Origin of the sequence: Amorphus coralli DSM 19760 (assembly GCF_000374525.1) — a bacterium.
GTDB classification, from domain to species: Bacteria; Pseudomonadota; Alphaproteobacteria; order Rhizobiales; family Amorphaceae; genus Amorphus; species Amorphus coralli.
In genome coordinates, this window is sequence record NZ_KB894571.1 from 786981 (window position 1) to 803598 (window position 16618).

Annotated in this window: 14 protein-coding genes; 7 read left to right on the forward strand and 7 right to left on the reverse strand. The window is 66.1% G+C overall.

Features of this window, described 5'->3' with window-relative positions; genetic code table 11:
• Nucleotides 1-401: 401 nt before the first annotated feature.
• The 4 genes from C507_RS0107825 to C507_RS0107840 all read left to right on the forward strand — a co-directional run bounded on the left by C507_RS0107825 (nucleotide 402) and on the right by C507_RS0107840 (nucleotide 3867).
• Nucleotides 402-1208 carry a UDP-2,3-diacylglucosamine diphosphatase gene (locus tag C507_RS0107825; RefSeq protein WP_018699123.1) on the forward strand — a complete coding sequence of 269 codons (807 nt, stop codon included), beginning with the start codon at nucleotides 402-404 and terminating at the stop codon, nucleotides 1206-1208.
• Nucleotides 1205-2233 (forward strand): glycosyltransferase family 4 protein, encoded by a 1029-nt coding sequence (locus C507_RS0107830; RefSeq protein ID WP_018699124.1) that lies wholly within the window; start codon nucleotides 1205-1207, stop codon nucleotides 2231-2233. Before C507_RS0107825 ends, C507_RS0107830 begins: the two co-directional genes overlap by 4 nt.
• 47 nt (nucleotides 2234-2280) lie before the next feature.
• Nucleotides 2281-3171: a cation diffusion facilitator family transporter gene (locus C507_RS0107835; protein WP_018699125.1), complete on the forward strand. Its 891-nt coding sequence runs from the start codon at nucleotides 2281-2283 to the stop codon at nucleotides 3169-3171.
• A 162-nt stretch (nucleotides 3172-3333) separates the two neighbouring features.
• Nucleotides 3334-3867 carry a CreA family protein gene (locus C507_RS0107840; protein WP_018699126.1) on the forward strand — a complete coding sequence of 178 codons (534 nt, stop codon included), beginning with the start codon at nucleotides 3334-3336 and terminating at the stop codon, nucleotides 3865-3867.
• A 174-nt stretch (nucleotides 3868-4041) separates the two neighbouring features.
• On the opposite strand, the gene C507_RS0107845 is transcribed toward C507_RS0107840, so the two are convergent.
• Nucleotides 4042-5079 (reverse strand): 2,5-dihydroxypyridine 5,6-dioxygenase NicX family protein, encoded by a 1038-nt coding sequence (locus C507_RS0107845; RefSeq protein ID WP_018699127.1) that lies wholly within the window; start codon nucleotides 5077-5079, stop codon nucleotides 4042-4044.
• A gap of 102 nt (nucleotides 5080-5181) precedes the next feature.
• Between C507_RS0107845 and C507_RS0107850 the strand changes: the two genes are divergently transcribed.
• On the forward strand, nucleotides 5182-5727 hold the full coding sequence (locus C507_RS0107850; RefSeq protein WP_018699128.1) for a MarR family winged helix-turn-helix transcriptional regulator: 546 nt from the start codon (nucleotides 5182-5184) through the stop codon (nucleotides 5725-5727).
• Nucleotides 5728-5763: 36 nt separating this feature from the next.
• Complete coding sequence (locus C507_RS20740; protein ID WP_018699129.1) at nucleotides 5764-6876, forward strand: NAD(P)/FAD-dependent oxidoreductase; 1113 nt, start codon at nucleotides 5764-5766, stop codon at nucleotides 6874-6876.
• Between the two features lie 18 nt (nucleotides 6877-6894).
• Here C507_RS20740 and C507_RS0107860 read toward each other — a convergent pair whose 3' ends face one another.
• Nucleotides 6895-7839: a DMT family transporter gene (locus tag C507_RS0107860; RefSeq protein WP_040400660.1), complete on the reverse strand. Its 945-nt coding sequence runs from the start codon at nucleotides 7837-7839 to the stop codon at nucleotides 6895-6897.
• A 230-nt stretch (nucleotides 7840-8069) separates the two neighbouring features.
• Between C507_RS0107860 and C507_RS0107865 the strand changes: the two genes are divergently transcribed.
• Nucleotides 8070-8711, forward strand: a complete 642-nt coding sequence (locus C507_RS0107865; RefSeq protein ID WP_245559660.1) for an AAA family ATPase — start codon at nucleotides 8070-8072, stop codon at nucleotides 8709-8711.
• A 10-nt stretch (nucleotides 8712-8721) separates the two neighbouring features.
• Here C507_RS0107865 and C507_RS0107870 read toward each other — a convergent pair whose 3' ends face one another.
• The 5 genes from C507_RS0107870 to C507_RS0107890 form a co-directional block, all read right to left on the reverse strand.
• On the reverse strand, nucleotides 8722-11043 hold the full coding sequence (locus C507_RS0107870) for a xanthine dehydrogenase family protein molybdopterin-binding subunit (protein ID WP_018699132.1): 2322 nt from the start codon (nucleotides 11041-11043) through the stop codon (nucleotides 8722-8724).
• Nucleotides 11044-11222: 179 nt separating this feature from the next.
• Complete coding sequence (gene pgi, locus C507_RS0107875) at nucleotides 11223-12866, reverse strand: glucose-6-phosphate isomerase (RefSeq protein WP_018699133.1); 1644 nt, start codon at nucleotides 12864-12866, stop codon at nucleotides 11223-11225.
• Nucleotides 12867-12957: 91 nt separating this feature from the next.
• A complete protein-coding gene (locus C507_RS0107880) occupies nucleotides 12958-14502 on the reverse strand; it encodes an MFS transporter (RefSeq protein WP_018699134.1) in 1545 nt (514 codons plus the stop codon).
• A gap of 186 nt (nucleotides 14503-14688) precedes the next feature.
• Complete coding sequence (locus tag C507_RS22320; RefSeq protein WP_210162104.1) at nucleotides 14689-15597, reverse strand: glycosyltransferase family 17 protein; 909 nt, start codon at nucleotides 15595-15597, stop codon at nucleotides 14689-14691.
• Between the two features lie 8 nt (nucleotides 15598-15605).
• The gene (locus tag C507_RS0107890; RefSeq protein WP_018699136.1) at nucleotides 15606-16616 is read right to left on the reverse strand and encodes an RluA family pseudouridine synthase; all 1011 of its coding nucleotides are present in this window, start codon (nucleotides 16614-16616) and stop codon (nucleotides 15606-15608) included.
• Nucleotides 16617-16618: the final 2 nt, after the last annotated feature.

Below are 16618 nucleotides of genomic sequence, written 5' to 3' on the forward strand. Positions count from 1 at the left end.
CGGGCGCCCAGCCGCCGCAGTGTCCAACGGGAGTTTCGGTTGTCGGTGCAACGCGGCGAAATGCGCCGCGGATGGTCGAAAATGGGCGGTTATCACTACGGACGAAGCCGACGAGGAGTCAACCGTCGCAGGCCGCGCTGCGGGCCTTCACCGAGGCATAGGGTTACCGGGAGAGGTCGGCAAATCGGCGTCGAACGGACGCAGCCCAGGTGGCCGCCACCGACTCGACGGTCGGGCACAGCGGCCGCAGCGGCGTGCCGGTGGCCCCTGCATCGTCATGGGATGGCCCCATTGTCATATAGTTGATACTCGAATCGAGTTGATGGGTTAAACTGCGGCTGGCAAAAGCATGCCGACCCATCTCATTGACGCCATCTGGGACCGAAACCGTGGTCGATAGGATGCCTGTGCCAGACCGGACCGAGCCGCGGACCTATCGCGCGCTGTTCATCTCCGACGTTCATCTCGGCACCCGCGGCTGCCAGGCCGATCTGCTCCTCGATTTCCTGCGCTATCATGAAGCCGAGACCATCTATCTGGTCGGCGACATGATCGACGGGTGGCGGCTGAAGCGTTCCTGGTACTGGCCGCAGGCGCACAACGACGTCGTGCAGAAGCTGCTGCGGAAGGCGCGCAAGGGCGCCCGGATCATCTATCTTCCGGGCAACCACGACGAATTCCTGCGCGACTATGTCGGCACCCATTTCGGCGGCGTGGAAGTCGTCGACAGCATCATCCACGAGTCGGCGACCGGCAAGCGCTACCTCGTCATCCACGGTGACCAGTTCGACGTCGTGGTTCGCCACGCCAAGTGGCTCGCCTTCCTCGGCGACTGGGCCTACGTCACCGCTCTCGGCATCAACACCTGGGTCAACATCGTCCGCCGCAAGCTCGGCCTGACCTACTGGTCGCTGTCCGCTTGGGCGAAACTCAAGGTGAAGAACGCGGTGAACTTCATCGGCAAGTTCGAGGAGACGCTGGCCAGCGAAGCCGAACGTCGCGATGTGCACGGCGTCATCTGCGGCCACATCCACCATGCCGCGATGCACGAGGAATACGGGGTGCACTACGTCAACACCGGCGACTGGGTGGAAAGCTGCACCGCCGTCGGCGAGACGGAAGACGGCGAGTTCGAGCTGATCCGCTGGACCAAGATCGGCGAACAGCCCATGACGAAGCTCGTGACAGCCCGGCAGGCGGCTGCATGAGCAAGCTTCTGATGGTGACGGATGCCTGGCATCCGCAGGTGAACGGCGTCGTCACAACGCTGCAGATCACCATCGACCGGCTTCAGCGCATGGGCGTCACGGTCGACACGCTGACCCCGGAAGGCTACCGCACCGTCCCCCTGCCCACGTATTCGGAGATCCGGCTGACCGTGGCGTCGCCGTCGTCGATCCGGCGCCGGATCGACGAGATCGCACCCGACTACGTGCACATCGCCACCGAGGGTCCGCTCGGCATGATGGCGCGCAAGTGGTGCCTGATCAACAAGCAGCCCTACACCACGAGCTATCACACGCGCTTCCCGGAATATATCGCCGCCCGGGCGCCCGTGCCGCTTGACTGGTCGTACTCGTTCGTGCGCCGGTTCCACAATGCCGGCGCCGGCTGCATGGTGTCCAACAGCACGCTGGAGAAGTCCCTCACCGAGCGCGGCTTCACCAATATCTACCAGTGGGTCCGCGCGGTCGACCACGAGCTCTTCCGGCCCACGGTGCCGCCGGCGCTCGACCTGCCGGGCCCGATCTTCATGTATGTCGGACGCGTGTCGGTTGAGAAGAATATCGAGGGCTTCCTCAAGCTCGATCTGCCAGGCACCAAGGTGGTGGTCGGCGGCGGACCGGCGCTGGAGGACATGAAGGCGCGTTATCCTGACACGGTTTTCACCGGGCCGAAATTCGGCGACGAACTCGTCGCGCACTACACGTCCGCGGACGTCTTCGTCTTCCCGAGCCTGACCGACACTTGGGGGCTTGTGCTTCTTGAGGCGATGGCGGCCGGCGTTCCTGTCGCCGCCTTCCCGATCATGGGCCCGATCGACGTGGTGGGCACCTCCGGGTGCGGCGTGCTCGACAACGATCTGCGCAAGGCGGCGCTGGCGGCGCTCGAGATACCCGGCGACCGCTGCCGCGCCTATGCCGAGACCTTTTCCTGGGAGGCGAGCGCGGAGCAGTTCTACCAGAACGTTCTCGCCGCGAACCAAGGCGCCCGGACGGCCGACGCCGCCTGACATCGCCGGTCGGATCCGCATTGCCCGCCCGCACGTTCGGTGATCCCATGACTGCGATCAGGCTTGCGCTCGGCAGCATCGCGATCGGCTGCATCATCTTCGCGCTCAAATATCTCGCCTACGCGCTGACGGGCAGCGTGGCGCTGTTTTCCGACGCCATCGAGAGCATCATCAACATCGCCGCGGCCTGCGCGGCGCTGGTGGCGCTGCGCATTTCGGCGCTGCCCGCCGACGACAATCACCCGTTCGGCCACAGCAAGGCGGAATATTTCTCCGCCGAGCTCGAAGGCGTTCTAATCGTCATCGCTGCGCTTGCAATCGCCCGCCAGGCCGCCATGGCCCTCGCGGAGCCCGCCCCCATTGCCGCGCCTGTGGAAGGCCTCGCGGTCAATGCCCTTGCTACCGTCATCAACCTCGTCTGGGCCCAGATTCTACTCCGACACGGGCGGAGGGTCCGCTCGCCCGCACTGACCGCCGACGGGCGCCACCTGATGGCCGACGTGGTGACATCGGTCGGGGTCATCGCCGGCGTGGCGCTGGTCGGCATCACTGGCTGGCTGATCCTCGATCCGATCCTCGCCATCCTGGTCGCCGTGAACATACTCTGGTCCGGCTGGCGGCTCATTCGCGAGTCGGTGGCGGGCCTGATGGACGAGGCCGTCCCCCAGGAGACGATGGACACGATCACCGCACTGATCGCCGAGCACGCAAGTGGCGCCATCCAGGCCCACGACGTGCGCACCCGCCGTGCCGGACCGAAGACCTTCGTGGAGTTCCACCTCGTGGTGCCGGGCGACATGTCGGTCTCGGCGTCCCACGCCATCTGCGACCGGATCGAGGCAGCCATCAGGCTTGGCGTGCCGGACTCCGTGACCACCATTCACGTGGAGCCGGAGTACAAGGCGAAATTCTCCGCCGTGCAGGTGGCGAGCGACTGAAGCAATCCTGGCAGAAACGCCCCTTTTGGTCTTAACGGGAACGCCGGGTACGAATTCCCCTCACCCGCGTCCGCTTTTTTTGGATCGAGCCTGCCGCTTGCCTCCGGCCGCAGCGCCCCCCATCTGCCAGTCATGCCCGACGCAGGAGAAAGCAGTCCGACGATGGCCCTGTCCACGTTCGCCCGATCGCTCGCAGCCGCAATGCTGGCCGCGGTGTTTGCCCTTGCCCCCGTTATCCCCGCAGGGGCGGCGGAGGAGCCGGACCGCATCTTCGACAAGTCCACCAAGTGGAACATGCTGACGCCCGACCACAAGCTGGCGGTCTATGGCATCGACGATCCGCTGGTGGAGGGCGTCGCCTGTCACTACACCCTGCCGGAAAAGGGCGGTGTATCCGGCATGTTCGGCGTTGCCGAAGAGGTCTCCGACATCTCGCTCGCTTGCCGGCAGATCGGCCCGGTCAGCTTCAAGGGCACGTTTGAGCAGGGCGACGAAGTGTTTCGCCAGCGCCGGTCCTTCTTCTTCAAGCGGATGCGGATCGTGCGCGCCTGCGACACCGAGCGCAACGTGCTGATCTATCTCGTCTATTCCGACAAGCTGATCGAAGGCAGTCCGAAGAATTCCACCTCGACCGTGCCGGTCATGCCGTGGGGTGACCAGCCGGCGCCGCGTTGCTCCGACGCCCTCGAGGACTAGACAGCCACACGTTTACCGGGGGGATTGGCGAAGCTCAGCGCGCGATTGCGACGACGCGCCAGCCGGTCGGGCCGCCTTCGGAGCCGCTGAGCAAAGCGACCCTGGCGCGAGGGAAAAGATCCTTTTCGCCGCAATCGCGGACGGAAAACCGGTTCCCACTTTTCCTGGGATTGCTCAGTCCTTCAGCTTCCCGTCCTCGACCACCGTATCGCCGTCGAGGGCGATGGTCGTGTGCATCATCGGCAGGTCGAAGTGGCCGGCCGTGTAGCGTCCGGCGAACTCGTTGGCGCCGGTGGAAAACAGGAAGTTGCCTGCCACGGCGCGCAGTTCCGTGCCGTTGGTGTCGCGCCGGTCGTACATGAGCAGCGCGTCGTAGCGGGCGTTGCGGTTGAGCCCCCAGCCGACATGGGAGACGGCGTAGGCGTCGCGGTCGCCCCAGGCAGCCCAGTAATCGCGCATCAGGTCGGCATCGAGCCCCGCACCGGCGACGTCGACCACATAGTCGTCCTCGATGGTCAGCGCGACCTCGCCCTCGAAATAGCGCTTGAAGGTGAGGTTCATGTCGCCCGGCGCCAGCACCAGCCGGCCATTGACGGTGCCCTTGGAGGGGAACGAGACGATGATGCCGCCCGGCCAGTGGGCAAGCGTCCCGGGCCGCGTCGTGGAGCCCCAGATGCCGACGGTGGGCGCGCCCTTGATTGCCACGGTCAGGTCGCTGCCCGCCGCCGACGTCACCGTCATTTCCGAGGCGGCGCGCACCCGCTTTACCGCCGCTTTCACCCGCGCTTCCAGATCCGGGTCCGGCCGCATCCGCTCCAGCGCCTCGGGATGCTCGTTTGAAATCACCAGGATACGGGCGCCGCCCTTGAGGATCTCCGGCGTCTCCGGTGCGTGCATCAGGCCTTCAAGCGTCACGTCGACCACGACGTCGCTGGAGGCCAGCGCCTGAACGACGGGCCGGATATCGCCGAGCGACTGGGTGCCACCGGTCGAGCGCGCGATCACGCCCCAGGGATTGCGCGGCGTCGGGACCACCACGTGAAAGGGCCGCACACCGAGGCGCTGCAACGCCAGCTCCGCAAGATGCACGTTCAGCTGGCGCGACTGCGTCTCGGAGAGGATCGCGACGGTCTCATCTGGACGGATCGCCGACGCCTCGAAGGCCTCCGCGAACGCGTCGATCCATTTTGCTTCGATACGATCCGCTAGCATGATGGTTTCATCCCCGATTCGGCGCCGACCCGGGAGGTCCGCCGGCTCTTTCCCCGGATTGCATGAAAAGTTATGAATTAGTCGGAGGTCGCACGCAATCCCATGAGACGTGAACCGGATCGACACCCGCCGCGCCGCAAAAGCCACGCAGAGGCAAAGCCCATCCCGGCCTACGGCCCGCCGGAGGGCTCGTTCGTCGCCGGCTACATGTCCTATCTGCTGGCCCAGGCGAGTCATGTCTACTCAGCCGGCGTACATCCGCGTCTGAAGGAAAAGAGCGGCGGCATCGCCGAATGGCGCGTGCTGGCGTGCCTCGTGGACGTGGACGGGATGTCGGTCTCCCGGCTCGCCGAACTCGCCCTGTTCAATCAGCCACGGCTGTCCAAGGTGCTTGACCGGCTCGGCGCCCAGGGCCTGATCGAGCGCCGCGGCGATACTGACGACCGCCGCAGGGTGCGCGTCCACATCACGCCGAAAGGGTTGGCGCTGGCCAGGCCCCTGATCGAGACAGCCAAGCAACACGAAGCTGAAATGCTGGCCGGCTACACCGACGAGGAAGTGGCGGCCATCAAGCGTATGCTGAAGCAGATCATCGACCGGTCACTCGCCATCAACACGCCCGGCCCCCCGACCGATCCGTCCGACTGATCGGGCGGCGGCCGGGTCCACCGCTCCGGAGCCGCCATGAACCATGCCCTGATCGTCGGTGCCGGCATTGCCGGCCTGTCCACCGCCTGGGCGCTCGTCCGACGCGGATGGACCGTCACCATTCTTGAGCGCGGTCCGCTTCCCAATCCGCTCGCTGCATCCAGCGACCATCACCGGCTGATCCGCTGGCACTATTCTGACCGGGTCGGATACGCCGCGCGCATGGGCGAGGCGTTCGCGGCTTGGGACGACCTCTGGTCCGATCTCGGCACCCGCCACTATGTAGAGACGGGCGTGCTGGCCCTCTCCACCCTGGAGGGGGATTGGACGGAGGTATCCTGCCGCACCCTCGACGCCCTCGGGGTTCCGCATGAGCGCTTGAGCGTCGCGGACGCCATCGCGCGCTTCCCGCACCTTGACCCGGACCTTGACGCACGCTTTGCCAGCTTCACGCCCACGGGCGGTGCGCTGATGGCAAACCGTATCATGGCCAGCCTCGCCGATTGGCTGCGGGCGGCCGGAGGGGAGATCCACACCGACACCCCGGTCACATCCGTCGACCCGTTCACCGGATCCGCGACGACCGCCGATGGCACCGTGTTCCGTGCCGATACGCTCGTGGTGTCATCCGGGGTGGGCGCACCCGCTTTCGGCTTGCCCGGTGCGCCTGACCTCGTTCCGACCGGCTCCACCATTGTCTACGCCCGCCCGCCCGCCGATCTCGAACAAGCATGGGAGAAGGCACCCTGCTGGGTAGACCTTGGAGGGCATGACGACCTCTGGGGCATCGCCCCCGTCGACGGTTTGCCGGCTAAACTCGGCATGGGCATCTTGTCCGTTCCCGGCGACCCGGAAACCGAGCGTATCGCCACGCAGGAGCGGGTGGCACGAATTCTGGGCGCTTATCGCGGGAGGTTCCGGTCCATCGAGCGCTTCAGCGTGGAGACGGCGCAGAGGAACTTCTATGCCACCGCGCCGGAGGGACGCTTCGTCCTGAAACGGGCCGACCGTGCCGTGCTTCTGTCCGCCGATTCCGGACACGGCTTCAAGTTCGGCGCGCTGACAGGGCTCGACGCGGCGGAGGCCATCGCCGAGCCGGACCGGTTCGAGAGCGTCGCGCGCCGCATGGCCGGTCTCGCCGCCGGTTAAAACCGCGCAGCGACGACTTCAGCCACGCGCCGGCGTGGTCACGGCCTGCTCGTCGCGAGCCAGACCAAGGCGACGCTCGCGGTAGATGACATACAAGCCTGCACCCACCACGATCACCGAGCCGGCGATCACCGCCTGCTGCGGCACCTCGTCAAAGAGGAATATGCCGAGCAGCACCGACCAGAGCATGGTCGTATACTCGAAGGGAGCGATGGTGGAGGCTTCGGCATAGCGGTAGGCCTGAGTCAGGAAGATCTGCGCGACCCCGCCGAGAAGACCGATGGTGACCAGCATGGCCGCTTCCATCGGCGTGGGCATCACCCAGCCGAACGGCGCCGTCACCAGCGACAGGACCGAGGCGGTGGCGAAGAAGTAGATGACGATGGTGCCGGTCTGCTCGGTGGCGGTGAGCTCGCGCACGAACACGGAGGCCAACGCCATGAAGACGGCGGAGGTCAACGCCATGGCTGCACCCGTGGCCTGCACGCTGCCGCCGATATCGAAGCCAGCGGAAAACTGCGGGGCGAGCATGACGATGACGCCGACGAAGCCCACACCGACAGCCGACCAGCGGTAGATCCGCACCCGCTCGCCGAGGAAGAGGGCAGCGAAGGCCACCATGATCAGCGGGGAGGCATAGGTGATCGCAGTGGCATCCGGCAGAGCGAGGCGCTGCAGGGCGCCGAACCACAGGCCCATGGCGGCGGTCCCGACAATGGCGCGCTTCATGTGACCCGCGGGGCGCTTGGTATGGAGAATGCCCCGCAGGGATCCGAGACAGGCGACCATCACGATGACGGGCACGAGCCCGAAGAAGTTGCGGGCGAACAGGATCTGCCCGACCGGCACCCGCTCTCCGACGATCTTCACCAGCGCCAGCATGCCGCAGAAGATGAAGGCAGACAGCACCTTGAGCCCGATGCCCTTCATTGCGTGGAGTTGCGGTCGCGTGTCCTTATCCATCGCAGAAGCCAGGGGTGTTGCAGGTTCGGCAGCGCCATGCGCTGCACTTCGGTCGCTGAGAGGGCGGGCAGCACCGGTCAACGGGGCACGCTCTTCTAGGGTCCGCACGGGATTCTGGCCTCGAATACGTTGAACGCGTGCAATCACGCACCACTCGAAAGACGAGGGGCCGGAAAACGCGACATCGCTCAAATACGATCTGAAGTAAAAGAATGACGAGATCGAACGACATGCACAAACGCCGATCCCGGATGGCAGCCCTGCAGACGCGCGGGGGCTCGCCACCGGATCGCCCCGATCCCGTCGCCGATGCGCCACACGGCGGCGTCGCAATCGACCGTTTTCACGTGATCACCGGCGGCCCCGGATCCGGAAAGAGCACTCTGCTTGAGGCGCTTGCGTCGCGCGGCCTGGCAACGACGGAAGAAGCCGGTCGGGCCATCATCCGCGCTGAGACGGCGGCCGGCGGCAAGGCGTTGCCCTGGGCCGACCGATCTGCATTCGCGGATGCGATGCTGGACTTCGAGATCCGCAACCACCTGAACGCCAGGCACAGGTGCGGACCGGTCTTCTTCGACCGGGGTGTCCCTGACGTCGCCGGCTACCTCACCCTTTCCGATCTGCCGATCCCGGATTTCGTCGAGAAGGCCTGCATACGCTACCGCTACGCGCCGACCGTGTTCATCGCGCCACCCTGGCCGGAGATCTACGCCACCGACACCGAGCGCCGGCAGGACCTTGCCGAGGCGATCCGAACGTTCGAGGCGATGGTCGCGACCTACAGCCGCCTCGGCTACCGGCTGGTCGAGCTGCCACGCGTACCCGTGGACGTTCGCGCGGACTTCGTCCTGGACCGGATCGCCGCGACCTGACCCAGGTGGCTCAGGCCGCCTTTGCGCGCGCTTCGGCGATGATAGACCACAGCTTCGCCGGGGTCGCCGGCATGTCGACATGGGTCACGCCCACCGATCGCTCCAGCGCGTCAGTGATGGCGTTCATCACCGCGCTGGCGGAGCCGATCGTGCCGGCTTCGCCCGCGCCCTTGATGCCGAGGGCATTTGACGTCGTCGGCACGTTGCGCGTTTCGAAATGGAAGAAGGGCACGTCGTCCGCGCGCGGCAGGGCGTAGTCCAGCATCGAAGCTGTGAGAAGCTGCCCTTCCTCGTCGAAGACGGTGCGCTCCAGAAGCGCCTGGCCGATGCCCTGAACCACGCCGCCGAAGACCTGTCCGGCGAGCAGGATCGGGTTCACGGTCACCCCGAAATCGTCGACGATCGTGTAGCGCAGGATGTGGACGTTGCCGGTCTCCGGGTCGATCTCGATCTCGCAAACGTGGGTGCCGTTCGGATAGGTGGGCTTGTCCTGTTCAACCCGGTTGGAGGCGGACAGCTGGCTCTTGTCCTCGGTCGCCCGCGCGATGTCGGCAAACGACATCGACCGGTCGGTGCCGACGATGCGCACGCTTCCCTCGAAGAGCTCGAGATCCGACGGCGCGGCTTCGAGATGATCGGCGGCAATCGCCTTCAGCTTGTCGGCCAGTTCGCTCGAGGCGCCCTTCACCGACGGAAGCCCCAGCGGGATGGACCGCGAGCCACCGGTGCCGCCGCCCGTTTCCACCCGGTCGGTGTCGCCCTGCACCACCTTGATCTGCCCGAAGTCGATGCCGAGAAGATCGGCCATCACCTGGCCGTAGGCGGTGGCGTGGCCCTGGCCGTTGGATTGGGTACCGATCATCAGCGTGACCGTACCGTCGTCGCCCAGCTCCACCTTGGCTGTCTCGCCGCCCGGGAAGGCGCAGGCTTCGATGTAGGTGGTCAGCCCGATACCCCGCAGCCGGCCGCGCGCCTCGCTCTCGGCGATGCGGGCCTCGAAGCCGGCATGGTCAGAGACCTCAAGCGCCCGATCGAGATGGCCGGCGAACTCGCCGGAATCGTAGACCCGCCCGGTCGCCGTCTCGTAGGGCATCTGCTCCGGCGTGATGAAGTTGAGCCGGCGAATGGCCTCGGGCGTCATCCCGGTGACTCGCGCCGCCTCGTCGACGAGGCGCTCGATAACGTAGGCAGCCTCGGGGCGTCCCGCGCCGCGATAGGCATCGAGCGGCACCGTGTTGGTAAACGCACCGCGGATGCGCACATGACAGGCCGGGATGGCGTAGACGCCTGTGGACATGGTCGAGCCGATGCGCGGCACGAACGGGCCGAACTGGTGCAGGTAGGCACCCATGTTGGCGATCATGTCGACACGCAGTCCGAGAAACCTGCCGGAAGCGTCCATCGCCAGCTCGGCGGTGGTGATGTTGTCCCGCCCCTGGCTGTCGGAGAGATAGGCCTCGCTGCGCGACGAGATCCACTTCACGGGCGCACCGAGCTTCTCCGCCGCGACCATCGCCAGCGGATATTCCGGGTACATGAAGATCTTGGTGCCGAAGCCGCCGCCAACGTCCGGCGTCACGACCCGGATGCGGTCCGGCTCGATACCAAAGATGTCCTTGGCCAGGATCCCCTTCATGGAGTGGCCGCCCTGGCTGACGACGGTCAGCGTGTAGCGGCCGCTCGCCGCGTCGTACTCGCCGACGCAGCCGCGCGTTTCCATGTAGTTGGTCACCAGCCGGTTGTTGACGAGGGTCAGCTTCGCCACCTGCTCGGCCTTGGCAAAGGCGGCCTCCGTCGGCGCCTCCTCGCCCATGCCGTAGGTGAAGGCGAGGTTGGAGCCGGTATCGGACCAGACCAGCGGCGCGCCGTCTTCCAGCGCCCGATCCGCGTCGGCCACCGCCGGTTCCAAATCCCAGTCGATCTCGATCAGCTCCGCCGCGTCCTCAGCCAGCGCCCGGGTTTCAGCAACGATGAAGACCACCGGATCGCCAACGAAGCGGACGCGGTCCTTGCACAGGATATGACGCGGCGGCACATGGGTTGGCGAGCCGTCCACCTGCGGACCGATGCCCTTGGACGGAAGCGGCCCAAGATGGGCGATGTCCTCGTGGGTCATCACCAGCTTGACGCCGGGCGCCGCACGGGCCTCGTCGAGGCCGCCGGTGATCGTGAAGGTCCCCGCCGCGATCGGCGAACGCAGGACGGCGGCGGCAAGCACGCCCTCCGGCTGGTAGTCATCGACATAGTGGCCATGGCCGGTGACGAAGGCCTGGTCTTCCATACGCCGCGCGGGCGCGCCGATGCCGAACTTCGCAGCGGACATGTCGTTCATGAAAGCCTCCGTGGAATAAGAAGCCGTGCGGGCGCCTGCGCCGGTTGGGGTGGCGGGCGCGGAGCCCTCTCGCGGTCGGGGTCAGGGATGGTCCGGAAACGGACGTTGGAGCGAGTCTAAACGGTCCGGCGCGCCGGCACCACTGCCGTGCAATGCATAGGTCGTACCGAGGCCCTGCATCAACCGCCGGAACGCAGAGCGCGGAACCGGTCCACGAGACCAGCGGTGGAAGGATCGGCGCCCTCCAGTACCTCGCCTTTCTCCACCGCGCCGAGCAGTGCGCCGGCCAACTCCTTGCCGAGCTCGACGCCATACTGGTCGTACGAGTTGATCCCCCAGATCACGCCCTGGACAAAAACCTTGTGCTCGTAAAGCGCGACAAGACGGCCAAGCGTGCGCGGATCGAGGGTGCGGTAGATCAGCGTCATCGACGGACGGTCGCCGGGGAAGACGCGATGGGGGGCCAGCCGGTCAGCCTCCTCCACGTCCATTCCCGCGGCCAGCATCTGCGCGCGGGCTTCGTCCTCGGTGCGGCCGCGCATCAGCGCCTGCGATTGCGCGAAGCAGTTGGCGACGAGCTTGGCGTGGTGCCCCTCCAGGCCCTCGCGGGTCTCGGCGGCAACCAGAAACTCGCACGGGATCACGTCGGTGCCCTGGTGCAGGAGCTGGTAGAAGGCGTGCTGGCCGTTCGTTCCCGGTTCGCCGAAGACCACCGGCCCGGTTTCCCGGACGACCTCGACGCCCTCGCGGGTGACGCGCTTGCCGTTCGATTCCATGTCGAGCTGCTGCAGGAAGGCGGCAAAGTGCTCCAGCCGCTGGTCGTAGGGCAGCACGGCGAGGCTGCGACAGTCCCACAGGTCACGGTACCAGACGCCGATCAGCCCCATCAGGACCGGCAGGTTCTTCTCCAGCGGCGCCTCGAGGAAATGGGCGTCCATTTCCGCTGCGCCGTCGAGCATGGCACGGAAGTTGTCGAAGCCGATGGAGATGGCCAGCGACAGGCCGATGGCCGACCACAGCGAATAGCGCCCGCCGACCCAGTCCCAGAAGCCGAAGATCCGCTCCTCCCGGATGCCGAAGGCGGCGACCATGTCGAGCGCCGTCGAGAGCGCTGCGAAATGGTCGGAGACGGCCTCCTCACCCAGCGCATCGGCGAGCCACGCGCGCGCCGAATGGGCGTTCGTCATGGTCTCGAGCGTCGTGAAGGTTTTCGACGCGATGAGGAACAGGGTCCGCCCGGGATCCAGCGTCGCCAGCGTGTCCGCCAGATCGGCGCCATCGACGTTGGCGACGAAATGTACGCGCGGCCCGTCACCACGATAGGGCGACAGCGCCCGCACCGCCATTCGCGGCCCGAGGTCCGAGCCGCCGATGCCGATGTTGACGACATCGGTGAAGGCTTCGCCGGTGGCGCCACGCAACTGGCCGCTGCGGATCCCGGTTGCAAAGGCCTCCATGCGGCCCAGCACACCGGCCACATCGGCGGTGACGTCCTGATCGCCGACGGAGAGCGCCCGGCCGGACCGGTCCCGCAATGCGGTATGCAGCACGGCGCGGCGCTCGGTTGTGTTGATCCGTTCACCGCTGCGCTGGCGCTGCCGCCAGCCGGCAAGGTCGGCCGCCTCGACGAGTTCGGTCAGCAACTGCAGCGTGGGGCCGTCGACATGCGTCTTGGAGAAGTCGAGGGTCAGATCGTCGAGGGTGGCGGTGTAGCGGTCGAACCGACCGGGATCAGCCTCGAATTCCGCGCGCAGCGTCCGACCTCGCCAGCCCTCCCGCCCCGTTTCCAGCTGCCGGAAGATCGTCTCGACACCGTCGTTCATGATCGTTCGCCCCTCAAAAAAGCCATGCGCGGGAGGGGAGCGCCCCACCCGCGCACTGTCAAGGCATCCGTGTACCGCTTGGTTCCGCCGATCAGGCGGGCGCGTGGGCGTACTCGGCGTCGATGTCGCTGTCGAGTTCTTCCAGGTTGCGCCCGGAAGTCTCGATGCGGAACTGCCAGGTGACCCATGCGCCGATCAGCGACGTGCCCACCAGGCCGAACAGCAGCGCCTCGGTGCCGATGTCGGCCAGCAGGACCGGGAACAGGAAGGCGGTCATCACCGCGCCGATCTTGGCGAACGAAGCGGCGAAGCCCGCACCCTTGCCGCGCACCTCGGTCGGGAACACCTCGCCCGCGATCAGGTAGGTCTGGGCATTCGGTCCCATGTTGGTCATGAAATTGAAGAGCATGAAGCCAACGAAGACCATCACGATTTCCGTGCCGCCGGAGAAGTGGGTCGACAGGGCGGCGATCAAGAGGCCCAGCGCGCAGCCAAAGAAGCCGAGGATCTGCAGCCGGATCCGGCCGATCCGATCGGCGAAGAGAACCGCGAAGACGATGCCGACGATCAGAAGAACGTCGATGGTCGCGGCCCCGCGGGCCGCAAGGATGTCGTTCTGGATGATATCCGCCACCGAGGTCGCATGATCGCGCTGATGGCCGACCGTCGTCGCCAGGATGATCGGCGTGAAGATGCCGATGCCGTAGGTGCCGAGGTCCTGCAGGAACCAGGGGACCGAGGCGAGGATCGTGGCGCGCCGGTTCTTCTTGTTGAACAGAACCCCGTAATGGGTTTCCGGCTTGTGCACCGGGACCCCATCCTTCGGCACCTTCTTGCGCTTCAGCTTGATCTTGGTGGGATAGGCCGGCTCGCGCTTCAGAAGCCGCGCGGCCTCCTTCTGGGCCTCCTCGACGCGGCCCTTGGCGAACAGCCAATGGACGCTCTCCGTGATGTAGAAGCGTCCGATCAGCACTAGAACCGCCGGGATGACAGCGGCAGCGTACATCCAGCGCCAGGCATCGAGATCCGGGTGGTTTACCAGGATCAGGTAGCCCACGAAGGTGCCGAAGAGCGCGCCCACGGCCTGGAATCCGAAGGCGGACAGGACCAGCCGACCGCGGGAGCGAGACGGGATCGATTCCGAGATCACCATGTGGGCGGTGGGATAGTCACAGCCCAGCGCGATGCCAATTCCGAGCAGACAGAGAACGAACCAGATGAAGGTCGTGCTGAGACAGGTCAGCACCAGGAAGATGGTGAACAGCACCATCTCGACAATGAACATCCGCTTGCGGCCGTAAATGTCGGCGAGCCCGCCGAGCAGGGTGGCACCGATCAGGATGCCGAACAGGCTGGCGGCCGCCACCAGGCCGTGCTCGAACTCACCCAGCCCCCACTGCTTGCTGACCAGCGGCAGCGCCACGCCGGTCATGAAAACAACCATGCCCTCAAAGAACTTGCCGGCCGCCGCAAGCCCCCAGATCAGCCACTGCATCCTGGTCATCGGCGTCACCGGGACGTTGGTGCCATCCTCCCAGTGCGGCGTCTCGTCGATATATTGCTGAACGGTCTTGCCGCCCGGCCCCACGTCGGATGGCGCCGCCGGATGATTCCCGGCCACGTGCATATCGTTCATGGTAGCTCCCCAGCTCCTCGTCGACTGCCGGACGGCCAGTCGTTCGGAGGCATAGAGGCGCCGCCAAGGCGGGGAATCAAATGAAGTTGCTATGACAGCTGCGGCTTGCAAATCCGCACTGTGCGGCGATTTTGCCCATCCATGGTCCAATGGGTGGAGCCATCAGGATATTTAGCCGGTTTTGAATCAACCGAACGGCGGACCGCCAGGATGGAAATACCGGGCGTAGCGTTCGGGGTCCTCACGCACCGCGCGCGGCAAGGCCCGACGGTCCTCAACCCATTCAGGCTCACCCAGCGTCATGACGAGCCGTTCGCGCTCGCGGTGCCAGTCATCCGCTGTCATGCGAGTGTGGCCGCTGGTCTCGTCGTAGATGATGGCCACGTCCTTCGCAGCCAGATAGTCGTCATCGCCGAGCGAAGAGAAGTGCCATCCGGCTTCCGGGTACCAGACGCGGCGCGTGAAAGAACCGAATTCCGACCAGCTCCGGTAGGCCCAGTAGAGCGACTCGTAGGCGCGCGGCGCGCCGGGATAGTTGCGCGGTTTCAGTTTCCTGAGCCGGGTTGGATCGATCATGGCGCGCTTGCGCACTGCGCGGGTCCCGGTCCAGCCGGCGCCGCCGCTGTCGCGGATATCCAGATAAAAGCGGTGCAGCGGTTGGTTGAAGAAGTGGACCGTGTCGGTGCGCCGCTCCCGCTTCAGGCGCTCCACGGTCTTCGCTGACGGGATTTCATCTAGGTCGGAGACCATGATGAAATCGTTGGGCCGCGCGTCCTCCAGACCGGTCATCATGGCGCGGCGCTGATGGGCCTGGCGAACCCAGCGCTGCTCCGCGTTTTCCGGTTCATCGAGCACCTCGACGTGTCGGATCTTGTCGGCAAAGGCCGCGAACCGGTTCCGGTTGGCCTTGAACACCAGCGGCTTCTCGTTGCCGGCAAAGTCCCGTCGGGCCTCGACGATAACGAAGGTGTCGACCACCGGGTAGAGCTCCGTCAGCCGGATCTCGAGGAGATCGAGCTCGCGGAAGAACAGGAAGCAGTCGTAGATGCGCGGCTCATCGGCGCGGCGCGCGCGCAGGTTCCGGACTTCAGCCATCATGTCCGTCAGCCCGACTTGGGAGTACGCAGCACCGCGGCTTCGTCCTCCACCTCCAGGGCACGCTCCGGGTCGAAGCCGTAGAGGTTCCAGGTCTGCTGCATGTGCGCCGACAGAGGCGCGGAGACGTCCAACAGCCCGCCGGCCGGATGCGGGATCACCAGCCGGTGGGCGTGCAGGTGGAGCTTGTTCTGTATGCCGCCCGGCAGATCCCAGTTCTGGATATCGAAATATTTCGGGTCGCCGACAATCGGATGGCCGATATGGGCGGCATGGGCACGCAGCTGATGCGTGCGGCCGGTCACAGGCCGCATCACCAGCCAGGACACTTTCTGGGCGCCCTGCTCCACCACGGCGTAGTGGCTGACGGCATGGACGGCATCGGGCTCGCCATGGCGAACGATGGCCATCCGCTCCGCCTCGCGCGGTCCCTCCTTGGCGAGGTAGGTCGAGATGCGCCCCTCGCGGGGTTTGGGAACGCCCTTGACCAGCGCCCAATAGAGCTTGCGGGTGGTACGCGCGCGGAAAGAACCCGCAAGTTCCGCCGCCGCTTTGCGCGTCTTGGCAACGAGAAGCACGCCGGACGTGTCGCGGTCGAGCCGATGGACAAGGCGCGGCTTCTGGCCCTTCTTGTCGCGCCAGGCTTCCAGGAGACCATCGACGTGACGGGTCAGGCCGGGACCGCCCTGCACGGCAAGGCCGGCCGGCTTGTTGAACACCAGGACCTCCCGGTCCTCGTGCAGCAGGTGCGCTTCGAGCGCACCCCGGTCCTCGGTCTTCCCGGTGCGTACGGCCGGGGCCGCGGGAGCGCTGGTCGCCATCGGCGGAACGCGGACCGCCTGGCCCGTCTCCAGCCGCGTGGAGGTTTTCACCCGCGCGCCATCGACGCGCACCTGCCCGGTCCGCACCAGCTTTTGGAGTTGCCCGAACGCCAGACCCGGATAATGCGTCTTGAACCAGCGGTCGAGGCGCATGCCGTTCTCGTCCGCATCCACGTGCTTGGTCTCTATCGCGGCCATGT

Bases quoted from the DNA above. Each gene is read 5' to 3' on its own strand.
- C507_RS0107880 (WP_018699134.1), bottom strand. From the start codon at position 14,502: ATGAACGATATGCACGTGGCCGGGAATCATCCGGCGGCGCCATCCGAC.
- C507_RS0107840 (WP_018699126.1), top strand. From the start codon at position 3,334: ATGGCCCTGTCCACGTTCGCCCGATCGCTCGCAGCCGCAATGCTGGCC.
- C507_RS0107845 (WP_018699127.1), bottom strand. From the start codon at position 5,079: ATGCTAGCGGATCGTATCGAAGCAAAATGGATCGACGCGTTCGCGGAG.
- C507_RS0107870 (WP_018699132.1), bottom strand. From the start codon at position 11,043: ATGAACGACATGTCCGCTGCGAAGTTCGGCATCGGCGCGCCCGCGCGG.
- C507_RS0107830 (WP_018699124.1), top strand. From the start codon at position 1,205: ATGAGCAAGCTTCTGATGGTGACGGATGCCTGGCATCCGCAGGTGAAC.
- C507_RS0107865 (WP_245559660.1), top strand. From the start codon at position 8,070: ATGCACAAACGCCGATCCCGGATGGCAGCCCTGCAGACGCGCGGGGGC.
- C507_RS0107850 (WP_018699128.1), top strand. From the start codon at position 5,182: ATGAGACGTGAACCGGATCGACACCCGCCGCGCCGCAAAAGCCACGCA.
- C507_RS0107825 (WP_018699123.1), top strand. From the start codon at position 402: ATGCCTGTGCCAGACCGGACCGAGCCGCGGACCTATCGCGCGCTGTTC.
- C507_RS0107860 (WP_040400660.1), bottom strand. From the start codon at position 7,839: ATGGATAAGGACACGCGACCGCAACTCCACGCAATGAAGGGCATCGGG.
- C507_RS22320 (WP_210162104.1), bottom strand. From the start codon at position 15,597: ATGGCTGAAGTCCGGAACCTGCGCGCGCGCCGCGCCGATGAGCCGCGC.
- C507_RS0107890 (WP_018699136.1), bottom strand. From the start codon at position 16,616: ATGGCCGCGATAGAGACCAAGCACGTGGATGCGGACGAGAACGGCATG.
- C507_RS0107835 (WP_018699125.1), top strand. From the start codon at position 2,281: ATGACTGCGATCAGGCTTGCGCTCGGCAGCATCGCGATCGGCTGCATC.
- pgi (WP_018699133.1), bottom strand. From the start codon at position 12,866: ATGAACGACGGTGTCGAGACGATCTTCCGGCAGCTGGAAACGGGGCGG.
- C507_RS20740 (WP_018699129.1), top strand. From the start codon at position 5,764: ATGAACCATGCCCTGATCGTCGGTGCCGGCATTGCCGGCCTGTCCACC.